Below are 16324 nucleotides of genomic sequence, written 5' to 3'. Positions count from 1 at the left end.
AGGTGGTGGTGAAGGTGCAAACAGCTGGTTTCATGTGGTTATTCAGGAAGGACGTAACCGTGAAGTCCGACGACTGTGGGAAAGCCAAGGCGTGCAGGTAAGCCGTTTGGTTCGTCTGCGTTACGGTCCGGTCATCATGCCAAATAAACTAAAGCCTGGCCGCTGGATGATGCTGGAAGGCAAAGAATTGGAATATTTATATGAAGAAGCGGGTTTAAAAACAAAAACAACTAAACGCGGTAGTGTGGAAAAAGTGGCGGCAGTCAAGGATGTGGAAGTAGAAAAAACGCCAAAATCCAAGTGGCCAGATAAACCGGCAAAAAAGGCTTCACCCAGATCAAGAAAAGCTGATGATCAACCGGCTAAACGAGGCCCACGGATTCGTGGACGTAATGACCGTTAAAATATCTCGCGGGAAGATATGACCTGATTGCGACCAGCAAATTTTGCCTGATATAACGCCTCATCTGCTTTAAGAAACAAGTTATCGGCTGATTCACCGACACACAAATCTGCCAGACCAATGCTGACTGAAATGGGAAACTTCTGCTCGGTATTGGTCTGGTTCAACTCATTAATCGCCATGCGTAATCTTTCTGCCGCCTGCAAAGCCGCTTCATGATTGCTATGGCTGAGTACAATCGCAAATTCTTCACCACCAATTCGAAACAGTGCATCACTGCGACGTAAACTGGACAATAGGGTATCCGCTACCCGGCATAACGTATCATCACCTACCTGATGCCCAAAACTGTCATTAATTTTCTTGAAGTAATCAATATCAAGCACCATCAGCGATAGCGGCAGTTTTAGTCGATGAGCCAGATCTATTTCACGTTCAATGGTGTTTTTATAAGCCTGACGGTTAGGAAGCTGCGTTAACATATCCGTTAAAGCAGCATCTAATGCCCGAGCGTATTGCAGACTGTTTCTCAGTGGGTATACAAGTTTGCACAATAAATCCTCTACCAGATTGATTTCGCTATCGGAAAAGCGATATGCACGACTGACAGTCAATTGACCAAGATATTCATGATCAATTTCAAGCTGATAGTTACATTTATGATGACGTTTGGCACCCAATCTGAACTCAAATTTATTATCTGGATGCGTAAACTGAAGACCACTGTGTGCGAGTAATGGTTTGATTTGCTCGTCAAACAATCTGAGGAGCTGTCTGGTATCCAGTGTAGTTTGCAGAATTAAGGGGAGTTTTGCCAACGCATCTTCGCGTTCCACTGAAACAGGAGTCGCTTGTACAACTGAAACGGTATTCTGTTCCAGGCGACGCAAATTTGTAGTGTCTGAAGGCAATGAATGAATCATGAGCACGCTCGTAAATAAGATAATTTACAATAACCATGCTAAATATATGCCATGGTTAAATTAATCAATAAATACAACGTGTTATAGAGTTACGCCAAAACTTTGACGGGCAATTCCATCTGCGCATTCACACATTGGCCATGTAAATGGCCGCTTTGGTCACTGGCGAGATAGAGATATGCCGGTATGACCGCGCTTGGTTCGGGGAGGTGTTGAGGATCTGCTGCTGGATAAACCCGTGCATGCAATTTAGTTTTTACTTGGCCAGGTTCAATGCAATTCACCCTGACTTTCGCGGCAGCTTCCATTTCTAGGGCTAACTGGTGGCAAAAACATTCAATAGCCGCTTTGCTCAATCCATAAGCACCACGATAGGCCTTATCATGCTGACTGTCAGTAGTGAAAATAATAAAACTTTGCTGTTCGGTGGTTTGTAACAAGGGAAGACAGGCATGCGTCAGTAAAAAGGCGGCCGTCAAATTAACTTGAAGTGTTTCTGCCCATTGTTTGATGTCCTGATTGGCGATTGGAGCCAATTGTCCTACATCTGCTGCGCAATGCACTAATCCATCTAGTCGACCAAAAGTCGCTTTTATGGTCTGTGCAAGTTGCTGGTAGTCATCCGCTGTCGCACCTTTAAAATCCACTGGAAATATTGCGGGCTCAATGCCGCTTTCCTGCACAATGACATCGTACAATTTTTCTAACTGAGCAATATTTTTGTCTAGCAGAATAATCGTCGCACCATGTCTTGCATAGGCCAAAGCGACCTCGCTACCGATGCCGCCAAGGGCACCGGTAACAAGCACTACTTTACCGCTGAGTATGGACTGCTCAGCTTGTGACAACATACAGGTCTTTATTCAGATTTGGGAACAATACGTCCGTAGGTAACTTTACCATCAAGCAATTGTGCAATGATGGTGGCGTCATCGTTATGCCACTCAAGCGTTTCCATATTCATTTGGTCTAATATTCTTTCCTGAGCAATATCTGGTTCACCGTAAGCTGAGATTAGTTCGTCTCTGGTCATTCCAGCTTGGATACCGTCTTGGCTACCTTCGGAGGTTGCTTCTGTTGCTTCAGGAGCAGATTCAACAGTTGCAGGAGATGATGTCTCTGTTTCGCTACTATCGGTAACAGCAGTATCGCTTTCATCACTGCAGGCGATCAGTGCCAGACTCAGAAAAAGACCGGTAAAAATTAAACGCATACGATTTAACATGACATCCCCTCTTTAGGTTTAATGAACTAATCTTCAAGTATAACAAGCAATCGCAAGGATATCGACATGTTGTTAGGAGAATTTTCCCGCTAAAATTTTTTCAGCGGCCCGATAGCCATTCATAACAGCACTCTCTAGTGTTGCTGGATAGGGATTTTCAGCGTAATCACCAGCGATCCAAAGGCCACCAATGGTTGTTTTACAGCTTGGTCTTTGGTTGTTTTCAACCACTCCGCAACAAAATGTAGCTCTTTTTTCACGAATAACATGTGCGGTGTGATAGTTAGCCGGTAATTCCGGTAAAAGCTCTGTTAATGCTAAAACGACTTGTTCAGTCAGTTGCTGTTTAGTCAGTGATTCATGTTCTCCAGGGCCGCTGATAACGACGGCAATTAATCCCGGAGACTGATCTGACCTGTCAAAGACCCATTGGGGTAAGGTATTGCTCAAACCGATAATTGGTTCCTTTAGCCGGAATTGCGGTGAATACTGCAGATAGACTGTACTTATTGGATATTCAGAAACTGGTGGAAGATTAAGCTGCTCACCTAAAAGTTTATAGAGAATACCGGGGGAGACGGCGACAATAATATTATCTGCAGCAATATATTCTTTGTTACCGGTAATAACCCCAGCCACTTTGCCTGCATCAATAATAATTTTTTCAATACGACTCTGTAACCTAACTTCCCCGCCATGCTCGGTTATGAAACGTCTCGAAGGTTCAGGCAGTACATCACCCAGCGGCTTTTTCGGGATCAACAAATCAGCCGATTTTCTTTTTGTGGTAAGACTATCCCTGAGAGTTGCAGCAAAAACACTGGCTGAAGCCTGTTCTATCGGTGTATTTAAAATCGCCAGACATAACGGGCCCCATAACTGTGTGATAAGTCTTGCCGATTGGCCTGTCTGGCGGCACCACTGCTCTACAGTAATATTGTTTGTAAAAGAAGGAACGTTAATTTGACGTGCTAATCGTAAAAAAAGCCGTAATTCTTGCCAACCGAGACTGGAATAAAGTCTAGGTAAAAGAGCAAGTTGCCAGGGTAAAAGGCGATGTGCAGATAAATGTAATGGGAGGTACTTCGAATCAAGGATGTTTAGATCCAAAGCTGTACGCTGAAAAACGCTGTTTTCTTCAATACCGACTCGTTGAAGCAGATCGAGCATGTTTTGGTATGCACCAATCATTAGATGCTGACCATTATCTATTTCGAGATCTTGCCATTTGACGGTGCGGGCCCGCCCGCCAAGTTGTTTTGCTGCTTCGAACAGAATGGGCTTCTGCCCAGCTTCGGCTAAACGGACAGTCGCTGCAAGTCCGCTCCATCCACCACCAATAATGAGGGTGGGCATATTAATTCTGGCTTTTGGCGAGCTTTTTTTCACGTCGGTAAGTGCACCAGGCCAGCCATAATTTGCGAATCGGGGTAAGTGAGACTCGCTGTTTCATTACTTGGAAATTATCAATGGCAATTTCCTGCAAAGTAGTGCGATAAATTTCGGCCATAATCAGTGCGGTGCATTGATGATACCGATCCTGCGGGGGCAGTAGCTGCATCGCTTCCTGATAAAACTGCTCGGCACGCTGCGTCTGAAATTCGAGTAACTTTGTCAGCGCTTCGGTTTGTTCTAAATCTAGAATACTTTGTTCGCTGACACCAAACTGTTGCATTTCCTCCATAGGCAGATAAATACGGCCGCGCTCAGCATCTTCACGAACATCACGGATAATATTGGTGAGTTGAAAAGCCAGGCCCAGTTTCTCAGCAAATTTCAGCGTACTTCGATCGGAAAAACCAAATATCTGTGCTGAAAGTAAACCCACAACACTGGCAACTCGATGACAATATAAGGCCAGATTTTTATAGGCTGGATAACGATGTTCAGTTAAGTCCATTTCCATGCCATCAATGATTTCGTGAAAATATTCTTCATGCAGATCAAAATCCTGCAGGGTCTCAGCGAGGGCTTTTCCAACGGGATGAGTGGCTTGTCCGAGAAAGGTATTTGCTACTTCCTGACGCCACCAGGCGAGAGTTTGTGCAGCAACTAACGGATCACTTATCTCATCAACCGCATCGTCAACTTCACGACAAAAAGCATACAGAGCCATAATGGCATTGCGCTTTTTTGTGGGTAAAAAAAGGAAACTATAATAGAAGCTTGAACCACTTTTCGCCGCTTTATCCCGGCAATATTGTTGCGGTGTCATTTTAATAGCCGCTCAACAATTTTGCCGTTGACCAGGTGGGTGTCGATGATTTCATCGATATCCGCTTTATCATGATATTGATACCAGACACCTTCCGGATAAATCACCATGATCGGACCTAATTTGCAGCGATTCAGGCAACCTGAATTATTCACCCGGACTTTTTTCAGTTTGAGTTCTTTAACCCGTTGCTTGGCGTAATCACGCAGTGACTGTGCGCCGTGTTCTTCACAATAATCGCTGCCATCATCGCGTTGATGAGTGCAAATGAACATATGATATTTATATATTTCAGCCATACCCGTTCAGCCTAACCAAGCTAAGTTCAATATACAAAATGAATATCTACTCATAGCCGTATTTAAAAGTGGCGGGAAACAGCAAAATCAGCCAATCCGATTAAGGCCGCTTTGTATTGTGAATCTGGAACGATACTGAGATTGGCCTTGGCCTGCTCGACTTCCTTGCGGGCTGCCGCGGCAGTGTAGTCAATGGCGCCAGTGCTGTGGATAATGTCAATAATGTCATTGATTTTATCGCGTTGGCCATGTTCAATTGCTTCACGAATGACCGCGGACTGTTCCCTGGAGCCATTTTGCATGGCATAAATCAGCGGTAAAGTCGGTTTGCCCTCAGCAAGATCATCACCAATATTTTTGCCAATAGTTTCACTGGAAGCGCTGTAATCGAGTAAGTCATCCACCAATTGGAAGGCACTACCAAGGTGCATCGCATACTGTGCTAATGCCGTTTCGATTTCCGCAGAGGCATTACTGATTAACGCACCTAACTGACCAGCCGCCTCAAACAGTTTGGCGGTTTTATGATGAATGACCTGCAGATAGCGTTCTTCAGTGGTGTCTGCATCATGCACATTAAGTAGCTGTAAGACTTCACCCTCGGCAATCACGTTGGTGGTATGTGACAGGATCTGCATCAAGCGCATCGAATCCAGTTCCACCATCATTTCAAATGCGCGGGTATAAAGAAAATCACCCACCAATACACTGGCTTCATTTCCCCATACGCTGTTGGCCGTTTCCTGGCCGCGGCGCATCGTTGAATTGTCGACCACATCATCATGCAGCAGGGTCGCGGTGTGAATAAATTCAATGATGGTGGCAAGATTAATATGCGCAGTTGCCTGATGATTGCAGGCACGGGCACTTAACAAAGCAATAGCCGGGCGCAAGCGTTTGCCGCCACTATTGATGATGTAATGTCCAAGCTGATTAATTAATACAACCTCAGATTGCAGCCGATGTTGTATCATGGCGTCAACTGAATCCATATCCTGCTGGATGAGTGCGTAAATGGATTGTATATCCACGGGGCGTTTGTCTGCCTGTTCTAGATGAATTAAACGCGTACTTTCTCACGGGTAACAGCGATTCGCAAATAATTCAATTTGCATTTGATCTGAATGTAGAAAGCGGTTAAAATTCTCGGTCTTTTGTTGGGTTACCCACAATAACATTTATTTTTTTGGAGAAAGCGATGTACGCTATTGTCGCGACTGGTGGTAAGCAGTACCGAGTTAAAGAGGGCGAAAAGCTCCGCGTTGAAAAATTGCCAGGTGAAGTGGGTGATACCATTGAACTGGGTGAAGTTTTATTGATCGGTGAAGGCGAAGACATTAAAGTTGGCGCACCCTTCTTAGACGGCGCAAAAGTCACAGCAACTGTGGCCTCAGTTGGTCGTGCGGACAAAGTCAAAATCATCAAATTCCGTCGTCGTAAGCACCATCGGAAACAGATGGGACATCGCCAATCTTATACAGAAATCGAAATCACTGGCATCACTGCCTAAGATTTGACAAATTTAAAGAGGATTTAACATGGCTCATAAGAAAGCTGGCGGTAGTACCCGCAACGGTCGCGATTCCGAGTCGAAACGCCTTGGTGTAAAACGCTTCGGTGGCGAAGCAGTATTAGGCGGCAACATTCTGGTTCGTCAACGTGGTACCCGTTACCACGCAGGTCGTAATGTTGGAATCGGTAGAGACCACACCTTATTCGCGACAGCCAACGGTAAAGTGTTATTCGAAACCAAAGGTGCAAACAACCGCACATTTGTAAGCGTTATCGCTGAATAAAGAATTTGTTAGCCCGTTGGGGCAAACAGCTGAAAGCCCCGCTGATGCGGGGTTTTTTGTTTGTGGCAATTATTAAAAAATTATCTGGTCGGCAGTATGAAATTTGTTGATGAAGCGAAAATAAAAATCAGCGCGGGTGCCGGCGGTAATGGTTGCCTGAGCTTTCGTCGTGAAAAATATATCCCCTTCGGTGGTCCGGATGGTGGTGATGGTGGCGACGGTGGCGATGTGTATCTGCTGGCAGATACGCAAGTAAACACTCTTATCGATTTCCGCTATAAACGTAACTTTAAAGCCCAGCGTGGCGAACATGGCCGCGGCAAACTTTGCAGCGGTGCCCGTGGCGAAGATTTGGTTATTAAAGTACCCGTAGGTACCGAAGCCTGGGATGAAGACACCAATGAACTGATTGGTGACTTAGCCAAACATGGCGATAAGCTTATGGTGGCAAAAGGTGGCTGGCACGGCCTGGGAAATGCCCGCTACAAATCCAGTATCAATCGTGCGCCACGCCAAACCTCAGACGGAACCCCAGGCGAAGAGCGTACCTTACGCCTTGAAATGAAATTATTAGCCGATGTTGGGCTATTGGGTTTACCGAATGCCGGAAAATCCACCTTTATCAGTCAGGTTTCTGCCGCCCAACCCAAAGTAGCCGATTATCCTTTTACGACGTTGCATCCAAATCTAGGTGTGGTGACACTCAGAGATGTACGCAGCTTTGTTATTGCCGATATTCCCGGCCTGGTTGAAGGTGCAGCTGAAGGTGCCGGTTTGGGTATTCAGTTCCTTAAGCATTTAACCCGCACTCGATTGCTATTACATCTGGTTGATATGGCACCAGTTGATGTGAAACAGGATCCGGTAGAAAGCGTTAAAATTATTAACCGTGAATTACTCCATTACAGCGATGCCCTCGGCAAGCAGCCGCAATGGCTGATTCTGAATAAAATGGATTTGGTCCCGGATGATATCCGTGACGAACTCACACAGGAAGTGTTGACCCGTCTTGATTGGCAAGGACCTGTCTACAAAATCAGTGGACAGACTGGTGAAGGTTGCGCGCAGTTGTGTGAAGATATCATGCAATACTTGGATGATTTACGTCAGAGTGAGCAGCCTCCCGCTAAACCTATCGAGGAATAACTGTGGAAAATCCGCATCAGCAACTTTTATCAACCAAACGTTGGGTGATTAAAATTGGTAGTGCTTTATTAACCAAGCCCGGAGAAGGCCTGGATGTGGATCGTATTCGCTGGCTGAGTGGCGAAATTGCCGAGTTGAGAAGTCAGGGTAAAGAGATCGTTCTGGTCACCTCAGGCTCAGTTGCCGCGGGTATGCAAAGACTGGGCTGGCGAAAACGTCCACATGCTTTGCATCAGTTACAAGCTGCAGCCAGTGTGGGACAGATGGGGCTTATCCATGCTTATGCCACGGCATGTGAACAACACGGCATTCACACCGCACAAATTCTACTGACCCACTCTGATCTAGCGGATCGTGGCCGCCATTTGAATGCGCGTAGTGCATTGCATACTTTGCTTGAGATGGGCATTCTGCCGGTCGTTAACGAAAACGATACCATTGCCACTGACGAAATCCGATTTGGAGATAATGACACTCTGGCAGCCATGACCGCTAATCTGGTTGAAGCCGATGTTTTGGTTATCCTGACCGATCAGGATGGCTTGTTTGATAGTGATCCACGATTAAACCCCAATGCCAGAATGCTGGCAGCTTCTGCGGCCAATAATCCAAATCTGGATGGTATGGCCGGTGACAGTAAAGGCGAATTAGGCCGTGGTGGTATGGCAACCAAATTAGCGGCGGCCAGACGCGCGGCAAGATCCGGCGCGACTACGGTGATTCTATCTGGCAAACATCCACTGAATTTACGTCATCTGGCGGCAGGTCAGGGCGTGGGCACATTACTATGGCCCGACATTAAACCGATTAAAGCTCGTCAGCAGTGGCTTGCCGGACATTTGGTTCCTAAAGGTCGTCTGATGCTTGATGATGGAGCTGTCGCGGTAATAAAACAGCAAGGTCGAAGTATTTTACCGGTAGGTGTGCGTCAGGTAGATGGACAGTTTACCCGCGGTGAACTGGTTTTATGCACAGATCTGCAGGGGCGGGAAGTGGCTCGCGGCCTGGTGAATTACAGCGCTGATGAGGCCGTAAGGATTATGGGGCAGCCTAGTCAGGCGATTCAAAGCTTATTAGGATACGTTGATGAACCGGAATTAATTCATCGGGATAATCTGGTCGTCACGGGATAAATGACAGACATAAAAAAACCGGCGCGAGCCGGTTTTTTTTAGCTGATTCTATAGAACAGTCAATTACATTGCGCGGACAGCGTTGTTTAAACGGCTTTTGCCACGTGCAGCAGTATTTTTATGAATCAGGCCTTTACGAGCCATGCGATCCAGAACTGGAACTGCAGCTTGAAATGCAGCAACGGCTTGTTCTTTATCACCAACAGCAATCGCTTTTCTGAGTGCTTTTACTTTAGTACGCATCGCTGAACGCTGACTAGCGTTCAATTGACGGTGAGTTTCCGCCTGACGGGCGCGTTTTTTTGCTTGTGCTGAGTTTGCCAAAGTGTTTCTCCTAAGAATCAGCTATTTGTATATGAACCGGGCATTATCCTGATTTTGCTTCCATTTGTAAATGGTATGATGCTGTCTTTTTTCAAGCACGAGTGAATGATGCGAATTATATCAGCGAATTTGAACGGGATCCGAGCCGCTGCGCGAAAAGGATTTTTTGACTGGTTAAAAAAACAAGATGCCGATGTGGTGTGTATTCAGGAAACAAAAGCGCAAGTACATCAGCTGGAAGACAAGATTTTCACTCCTGAAGGCTACCACTGCTATTACCACGACGCGGTCAAAAAAGGTTACAGCGGCGTAGCAATCTACAGCCGTCTTCAGCCGGATGAAGTTATTACCGGTATGGGCAATGCCGAGTTCGATATAGAAGGTCGCTATATCGAAGCCAGATTTGGCAAGCTCAGCGTGATTTCCCTCTATCTGCCATCAGGAACATCTGGTGATGAACGCCAACAGGTTAAGTATCGCTGCATGGAGTTTTTCGAAAATAAAATGCAGGAAATGAAAGAATCCGGTCGTGATTACATTATTTGCGGCGACTGGAATATTGCCCATAAAAATGAAGATATCCGTAACTGGAAAGGCAACCAGAAAAACTCCGGCTTTTTACCGGAAGAACGCGCCTGGCTGGACAAGTTGTTTTATGAGATGAATTTTGTCGATGCTTTCCGTGAGTTACCACAAGCAGAGCATGAGTACACCTGGTGGTCGAATCGTGGACAGGCCTGGGCCAATAACACCGGATGGCGCATTGATTACCATATTATGAGCCCGAGCCTCAAAGGTAAAGTCAAAGCCACCGATATTTATCGGGATGAACGTTTCTCTGATCATGCGCCGTTGACCATTGATTACGATTACAAACTTAATGATTAATGAACTTTCAGTGTTTGTTTCTCTCTGATTAGCATCTATCTCAGAGAAACAAACCATGTTTTCATTATTCAAGTCGGACCCCGTCAAAAAATTAAAAAAGCAGCTTGCTCAAAAACAGGAGCAAGCCATGCTCGCACAGCGCAGTGGTGATATACGGAAATTTGCTACGCTTACCGAGGAGTCTCAAGTATTGGCAGATGAAATCAAGCGGCTTGAATCCTAATTGAGGGTAGGTTGGGTTGTGGTACGAAACCCAACAATCGGATTGAGATTTTCAACCTTGTCGTTGCCGCTGGGCGTTCATTTATTTTGCTTGCCCACAAATTCATCGGGAATGAATTTGGATGCCGGATGCACCCGAAGGGTGAGCGGCAGGGATGTCGCGAATCAAAATAAACGAACCAAACAAAAAGACAGTTTAGGATTCACATACATCGGTAACAGGTTAATTCAACTACATGGGTTATCCCCGATCGCTCAATAACTTGTATTGTGACTTTCAACTTAGCAATTTCGGACTAAAGCCCGAGTTCATTTCTTTTGTTTGCCCAAAAGAAACGAACCAAAGAAAAGGGCAGCCCATGCTCGCCCTGCGGGTTCCCTGTGCTTCTCGATCTGGTCGGGCATGACGGAAACTCGCTGCGCTCAAACAGCCGTCATGCTGATCCGACCAGCTCTGCGATGCTCGGCTTCGCATAAGGGCATCAAGGAAAATGCCACAAGCGTGGTGCTCGTGGATTCCCCCTTTTGTGTTGAGGAGTAGCGGCTTTTTGTCAGGATTAGAGACTTACCTGTTTGAGCTAAGCGAGTTTGGTGAGTCTCCCTGGCAAAAAACGCAACGCAGTGAAGCCGCAGGCCAACACAAGGGGTGCCCTTGGGTTGTTAGGGAATTGGGCACGCAATTCCCTGACTCGCATTCATGCGAAATCTGAATGGTGAAGCGGTTCGAAGTCACTGCTAAATCGAATTAAGGCCAAATTAGCTAAAAACGTTAATAAATCGAAGCCCTGACACAACGAATCACCCCATAATCATAGGCTTCATCCAACGCTTCAAAAACGGTTTTTAAACTATCTGCTTCATCACCAAGTGAATCAATGGTCGAGATGATTTCATTAAATTCATTATCAGCCAGATCCAGCACTTTTTTAACATCCAGCAAACCCGCTTCAATGCCATCTGACAGGTGACTGTATATCGTGCTGACTTTTAACTCACGCTGTTTCGCTATTTGATCAGGACTCAATCCTTGTTCATGCAGCATTAACGTCTGATTCACCGTGTCACGTAAGCCGTTATTTAATAATTCCGATAATGGAAACTGCTGAATAACGGTTAAAAACCGTTGACCGTAATGTTCCAGTTTCTGAGCACCGACACCGGAAATACGTGCCATGGCTTGCATATCATTAGGTCTGGTCTGACACATTTCCTGCAGCGTTGAATCATGAAAAATCACAAAAGGCGGCACGCCATTTTGCTGGGCGATCTCGGTTCGTAACTGGCGTAACGCTTCCCATAGCTCCTGATCCTGAGGACGCACGGTAGATTGTTTTTTCTCTTTTTTGCTGAGCGTTTGTTTGGCTTGCTGTTTACGCAGCAGCAGTTTTTGTTCACCGCGTAAAATCGACCGACATTTTTCAGTCAGACGTAATGCACCATAACGATTGATATCAATATCAAGATAGCCGGTGGCGATAAGCTGGCGGAAGATACCGCGCCATTGCGTAGCGGTCAGATCTGAGCCAATACCAAACGTACTGAGCTGATCATGCTGGTTGGTCTTGATGCGTTCATCTTCACTGCCTACCAACACATCAATGAGATAATTCACCCCAAAGCGTTGATCGGTCCGATAGACACATGACAAGGCTTTTTGGGCAACTTCAGTAGCATCAAAATGCTCTGGCGGATTCTGACAGTTATCACACTGACCGCAGGTTTCCGGTGACGTTTCATCAAAATAGGCGAGCAGGGCGTGCCGCCGGCAGCTGATGGATTCGCATAAGCCCAACATGGCATCGAGTTTGTGATGTTCGACTCGTTTGATAAGGTCCGGCGCATCAGAATTCTGCATAAACTGACGCAGGGTGATGACATCCTGCAGCCCATACGCCATCCACGCATTGGCTGGTAAACCATCACGCCCGGCACGGCCGGTTTCCTGATAATAGGCTTCGATATTTTTTGGCAGATTTAAATGCGCGACAAAACGTACATCGGGTTTATCAATGCCCATACCAAAGGCAATGGTGGCAACAATAATCACGCCTTCTTCGCGTAAAAAACGCTGCTGATGATGTGCCCGCATTTGTGAGGTTAAGCCTGCGTGATAGGGCAAAGCGACGCGACCCTGGTCAGTTAGCCACTCGGCAATTGCCTCGACCTTTTTACGCGACAGGCAATAAACAATCCCGGCATCGTTGGCATGTTGAGTTTCAATAAACTGCCAACGCTGTTGTTTAGCCTGATTGGCTTCGGCAATGGCATAAAAAATGTTGCTTCGATCAAAACTGTTCAGGTAGACATTGGCGTCATGCAGATTGAGCTGTTCGATGATCTCAATACGAGTGCGTTTATCGGCGGTAGCAGTCAGCGCAATACGTGGAATATCGGGAAAGCGTTCATGCAACATCCGCAGTTGCTGATATTCCGGGCGAAAATCATGGCCCCATTGCGACACACAATGCGCTTCATCAATGGCAAACAGTGAAACCTGAATCCGCGACAGCATCGACAGGGTGCGTTCGTTTAATAAACGCTCTGGAGCCACATACAGCAAATCTATCTGGCCGGCTTCAAGCTGAGTCTCAACGGCATTTGCTTCAGCAGCGGATAAACTGGAATTGAGAAATGCCGCATTCACGCCCAGTTGTTGCAATGCCATCACCTGATCCTGCATTAAGGCAATCAATGGTGAAACCACAACACCAGTACCCGGGCGAATCAGTGCTGGAAGCTGATAACACAATGATTTACCACCACCGGTCGGCATCAATACCAAGGCATCACCACCGGCAATCACATGGTCAACGATAGTTTGCTGATTGTGACGAAAAGCGCTGTAACCAAAAACGTTTTGTAACACTTCCAGCGCGGGTTGCCCGACATGCTGCATAAGAAATTCAGTGATAAAAGGAAAGGGGCATTATGGCAAATTGTGCTTGGTTTAACATGGGATCGGGACGATAAATTCGGTTTATCGTTCAAAGGCAGGCAAAATAGCGCAGGCAAATCACAAATCGCTTATCTCAAAACAGTCAGGTTTTGGGGATACATCTCAATCTTTAGGAATTAAAATGAAAGAAATTACAGTGGACAGCAACCCCAGTGAAGCTCGTTTAAAACAACTGGGCGTGGCTCACTGGCCAACATGGGAAAAAGGCGTATCGGTTTTCCCATGGTCATTTGTCACCACAGAAATCGCTTATATCGTTGAAGGTGAATGTGTCATGACGCCTAATGATGGTGGCTCACCAACAACTTTTAAAGCCGGTGATTTAGTGGTTTTCCCTAATGGGTATAAAGGTACTTGGGAAGTTAAAAAAGCTTTGAAAAAGCAATTTAAACACCAAGATGGCAATTTTGTTAAATGTGCTCTTAGCCGTTTTAAGATTTTAAAAAATAAATTTAAATCAAATTCCTAAAACGTTTTTTGATCTCTCTAAGAATGGGCTAACTTCAATGCAGCTCAACAGATAGCTGTCATTCGCGCGCAGGCGGGAATCTAGTGATATATGCAGGTTGGGTTGAGGAACGAAACCCAACGGATAGTTTCTTGATTTAAAATCACACGCTGCCGCTGGGCGTTCATTTATTTTGCTTGCCCAAAAGAAACGAACCAAAGAAAAGGGCAGCCCATGCTCGCCCTGCGGGTTCCCTGTGCTTCTCGATCTGGTCGGGCATGACGGAAACTCGCTGCGCTCAAACAGCCGTCATGCTGATCCGACCAGCTCTGCGATGCTCGGCTTCGCATAAGGGCATCAAGGAAAATGCCACAAGCGTGGTGCTCGTGGATTCCCCCTTTTGTGTTGAGGAGTAGCGGCTTTTTGTCAGGATTAGAGACTTACCTGTTTGAGCTAAGCGAGTTTGGTGAGTCTCCCTGGCAAAAAACGCAACGCAGTGAAGCCGCAGGCCAACATAAGGGGTGCCTTTTCTTTTGGTTCGTTTTCTTTGGGCAAACAAAGAAAATGAACTCGCCCCATAGGGCGAAATTTAGTGCCAAAAACATTTTGATTTGTTGGGGTTTGCACACTCAACCCAAACTTCGGGCTGACTATGCCTTATTTCCCTTTAATGATTTTAGAATCTGTTGGAGCTCTTTGATTTCCTCAGCCAAACAGGAAATTAATCGTGTGGTTTCAGTCAAAACTTTACCTATATCCTCTGGTGAGTGTTTGTCGAATGGGCTTTTGCCTGTTCTTGACAGAAACTCATGTCTAAAAGCGTTATGAGCAATGAAGTTTCGCCATTTAGTAATTTTCTTAATCTCATCAGCCTGTTCAGGCTTGGAAGATATATCTTTGTATTTAGATATTAAGGATCCAAGAGGTAGGTTGTTAATGTCTTTTTCCTGAAATCTGAACTTTACCGGTTTTGGGACTGAGAGTTGAATAATTTCATAAGATAAGCCTATACAGATTTTTAGTACTTCCTCAAGCATCTGAAAGCTTAAGATTGCGTGAATTGAGGCTTCGATATAGTTGTGACCTTTCATATTTTCATCTCATATTTTCAGAATTAAGTAACAAATCCAACTGCGCCTGCCCCTTCTCATCAACGACTGGCAATTCAAACCCACTCAAACTCAACCCCACCAACCTAACCGGTTTATTCCCTGCCTCAGTCCGAGCCAACAACTTCGGAATCCATTCCTGCAACTCGGCTAAGCCAATACTCCGATCCAGTGTTTGAGCCCGTGTGACTTGCTGAAAGTCAGCATATTTCACTTTAACGGTAACGGTTCTGCCTTGCATATCGTGTTTGTTGAGGCTTTCAAGCACTTGTTCGGCGAGGCCGAGCAGGATGTTCGTCAACTCAGGAACGGACAGAATATCTTCGGCAAAGGTTGTTTCCTTACCAAGCGATTTACGGATTCGTGAGCTACGTACCGGGCGTTCATCAATCGCCCGGGCGATGTTGTAGTAATACTGACCGGATTTACCGAAGCGTTCGGTGAGTTCGGCTAAGGACTTCTGCCGTAAGTCATTACCAGTATGGATGCCGAGGTTTTTCATTTTGGCTTCGGTGGCAGGGCCGATACCGTGAAATTTGCCGACGGGGAGTTTGTTTACAAATTCCTGACCTTGCTCGGGGCGGATCAGATAAAGGCCATCGGGTTTATCCATATCGGAGGCAATTTTGGCGAGAAATTTATTGTAGGAGACGCCAGCCGAAGCGGTGAGCCCAGTCTCGGCGAGGATTTCAGCTTTGATGGCTTTGGCAATCAAGGTAGCAGATCCGTTAAACGATTCTGTGTATGTGACATCCAGATAGGCTTCATCTAACGAAAGTGGTTCAACTTCTGAAGCATAACGCCAGAATATTTCACGGATTTGGTTGGATACTTCTTTATAGGCATCAAAACGGGGGCGGACAAAAATGGCTTCGGGGCATAAACGATAAGCTCTTGATGAAGCCATCGCTGAATGAATACCAAATTTGCGCGCTTCATAACTACACGCTGCGACTACGCCACGGCTGTCGGGTTGACCGCCCACGATTAGCGGTTTGCCTTTCAGCTCGGGAAAGTCACGTTGTTCAACCGAGGCATAAAACGCGTCCATATCCACGTGAATGATTTTTCGTTGTTTAGCCATTAAGAATTAGTGTTGGTAAGTTCTCGATATTTTCTCATAATCCATCTGCGGATGTGCCAATAGATATTGCTATCTTGATCCGACAGTCATTTCAGAGTGGATTGCCGGAAGCGTCAATGTTACTTTAGCGAATTAAACCTCATCAGTGAGCTT

18 protein-coding genes and 1 pseudogene are annotated in these 16324 nt (G+C 45.9%); 8 read left to right on the top strand and 11 right to left on the bottom strand.

The genetic code is table 11. The features are described 5' to 3' along the window. Positions 1-403 (top strand): annotated as a pseudogene (locus B3182_RS15760) (23S rRNA pseudouridylate synthase B); the annotation flags it as partial. Here B3182_RS15760 and B3182_RS15755 read toward each other — a convergent pair. From B3182_RS15755 to ispB, 7 genes are all read right to left on the bottom strand, one after another. Then, the gene (locus B3182_RS15755) at positions 400-1326 is read right to left on the bottom strand and encodes a GGDEF domain-containing protein (RefSeq protein WP_292354587.1); all 927 of its coding nucleotides are present in this window, start codon (positions 1324-1326) and stop codon (positions 400-402) included. The pseudogene B3182_RS15760 and the gene B3182_RS15755 overlap by 4 nt on opposite strands. 89 nt (positions 1327-1415) lie before the next feature. After that, positions 1416-2177 carry an SDR family NAD(P)-dependent oxidoreductase gene (locus B3182_RS15750; RefSeq protein ID WP_292354589.1) on the bottom strand — a complete coding sequence of 254 codons (762 nt, stop codon included), beginning with the start codon at positions 2175-2177 and terminating at the stop codon, positions 1416-1418. An 8-nt stretch (positions 2178-2185) separates the two neighbouring features. Beyond that, complete coding sequence (locus B3182_RS15745) at positions 2186-2551, bottom strand: hypothetical protein (protein ID WP_292354591.1); 366 nt, start codon at positions 2549-2551, stop codon at positions 2186-2188. Between the two features lie 72 nt (positions 2552-2623). Then, on the bottom strand, positions 2624-3907 hold the full coding sequence (hpnE, locus tag B3182_RS15740) for a hydroxysqualene dehydroxylase HpnE (protein ID WP_292354593.1): 1284 nt from the start codon (positions 3905-3907) through the stop codon (positions 2624-2626). 1 nt (position 3908) lies between these two features. Beyond that, on the bottom strand, positions 3909-4766 hold the full coding sequence (gene hpnD, locus B3182_RS15735; protein ID WP_292354595.1) for a presqualene diphosphate synthase HpnD: 858 nt from the start codon (positions 4764-4766) through the stop codon (positions 3909-3911). Beyond that, positions 4763-5065, bottom strand: coding sequence for a (2Fe-2S) ferredoxin domain-containing protein (locus B3182_RS15730; protein WP_292354597.1), 303 nt, complete (start codon positions 5063-5065; stop codon positions 4763-4765). The genes hpnD and B3182_RS15730 overlap by 4 nt, the downstream gene beginning before the upstream one ends. A gap of 62 nt (positions 5066-5127) precedes the next feature. Further along, positions 5128-6096 carry an octaprenyl diphosphate synthase gene (gene ispB, locus B3182_RS15725; RefSeq protein ID WP_292354599.1) on the bottom strand — a complete coding sequence of 323 codons (969 nt, stop codon included), beginning with the start codon at positions 6094-6096 and terminating at the stop codon, positions 5128-5130. Positions 6097-6263: 167 nt separating this feature from the next. On the opposite strand from ispB, the gene rplU reads away from it, so the two are divergent. The 4 genes from rplU (at position 6264) to proB (ending at position 9140) form a co-directional block, all read left to right on the top strand. Then, positions 6264-6575 carry a 50S ribosomal protein L21 gene (gene rplU / locus B3182_RS15720; RefSeq protein WP_069295453.1) on the top strand — a complete coding sequence of 104 codons (312 nt, stop codon included), beginning with the start codon at positions 6264-6266 and terminating at the stop codon, positions 6573-6575. A gap of 28 nt (positions 6576-6603) precedes the next feature. After that, positions 6604-6861, top strand: coding sequence for a 50S ribosomal protein L27 (gene rpmA / locus B3182_RS15715; RefSeq protein ID WP_292354602.1), 258 nt, complete (start codon positions 6604-6606; stop codon positions 6859-6861). Between the two features lie 96 nt (positions 6862-6957). Continuing rightward, a complete protein-coding gene (gene cgtA / locus B3182_RS15710; RefSeq protein WP_292354604.1) occupies positions 6958-8007 on the top strand; it encodes an Obg family GTPase CgtA in 1050 nt (349 codons plus the stop codon). Positions 8008-8009: 2 nt separating this feature from the next. Beyond that, positions 8010-9140 (top strand): glutamate 5-kinase, encoded by a 1131-nt coding sequence (gene proB, locus B3182_RS15705; RefSeq protein WP_292354606.1) that lies wholly within the window; start codon positions 8010-8012, stop codon positions 9138-9140. 63 nt (positions 9141-9203) lie between these two features. On the opposite strand, the gene rpsT is transcribed toward proB, so the two are convergent. Next, complete coding sequence (rpsT, locus tag B3182_RS15700; protein WP_292354608.1) at positions 9204-9464, bottom strand: 30S ribosomal protein S20; 261 nt, start codon at positions 9462-9464, stop codon at positions 9204-9206. Between the two features lie 108 nt (positions 9465-9572). Here rpsT and B3182_RS15695 point away from each other — a divergent pair, with 108 nt between their 5' ends. Both B3182_RS15695 and B3182_RS15690 read left to right on the top strand, forming a co-directional pair. Beyond that, the gene (locus B3182_RS15695) at positions 9573-10352 is read left to right on the top strand and encodes an exodeoxyribonuclease III (RefSeq protein WP_292354609.1); all 780 of its coding nucleotides are present in this window, start codon (positions 9573-9575) and stop codon (positions 10350-10352) included. 55 nt (positions 10353-10407) lie between these two features. Further along, complete coding sequence (locus B3182_RS15690) at positions 10408-10575, top strand: DUF6435 family protein (RefSeq protein WP_292354611.1); 168 nt, start codon at positions 10408-10410, stop codon at positions 10573-10575. Positions 10576-11343: 768 nt separating this feature from the next. On the opposite strand, the gene recQ is transcribed toward B3182_RS15690, so the two are convergent. After that, positions 11344-13470 carry a DNA helicase RecQ gene (recQ, locus tag B3182_RS15685; protein WP_292753462.1) on the bottom strand — a complete coding sequence of 709 codons (2127 nt, stop codon included), beginning with the start codon at positions 13468-13470 and terminating at the stop codon, positions 11344-11346. Between the two features lie 181 nt (positions 13471-13651). Between recQ and B3182_RS15680 the strand changes: the two genes are divergently transcribed. Then, positions 13652-13999 carry a cupin domain-containing protein gene (locus tag B3182_RS15680; protein WP_292354615.1) on the top strand — a complete coding sequence of 116 codons (348 nt, stop codon included), beginning with the start codon at positions 13652-13654 and terminating at the stop codon, positions 13997-13999. Positions 14000-14628: 629 nt separating this feature from the next. Here the strand turns inward: B3182_RS15680 and B3182_RS15675 are convergent. Beyond that, complete coding sequence (locus tag B3182_RS15675; protein ID WP_292354617.1) at positions 14629-15069, bottom strand: hypothetical protein; 441 nt, start codon at positions 15067-15069, stop codon at positions 14629-14631. 4 nt (positions 15070-15073) lie between these two features. Continuing rightward, positions 15074-16171, bottom strand: coding sequence for a DNA polymerase IV (gene dinB, locus B3182_RS15670; RefSeq protein ID WP_292354619.1), 1098 nt, complete (start codon positions 16169-16171; stop codon positions 15074-15076). Positions 16172-16324: the final 153 nt, after the last annotated feature.

Source organism: Methylophaga sp. UBA4204, from assembly GCF_002379485.1.
Classification (GTDB): domain Bacteria; phylum Pseudomonadota; class Gammaproteobacteria; order Nitrosococcales; family Methylophagaceae; genus Methylophaga.
The sequence above is the reverse complement of the archived record's forward strand: the minus strand, read 5'-3'. Positions and strand labels throughout refer to the sequence as shown.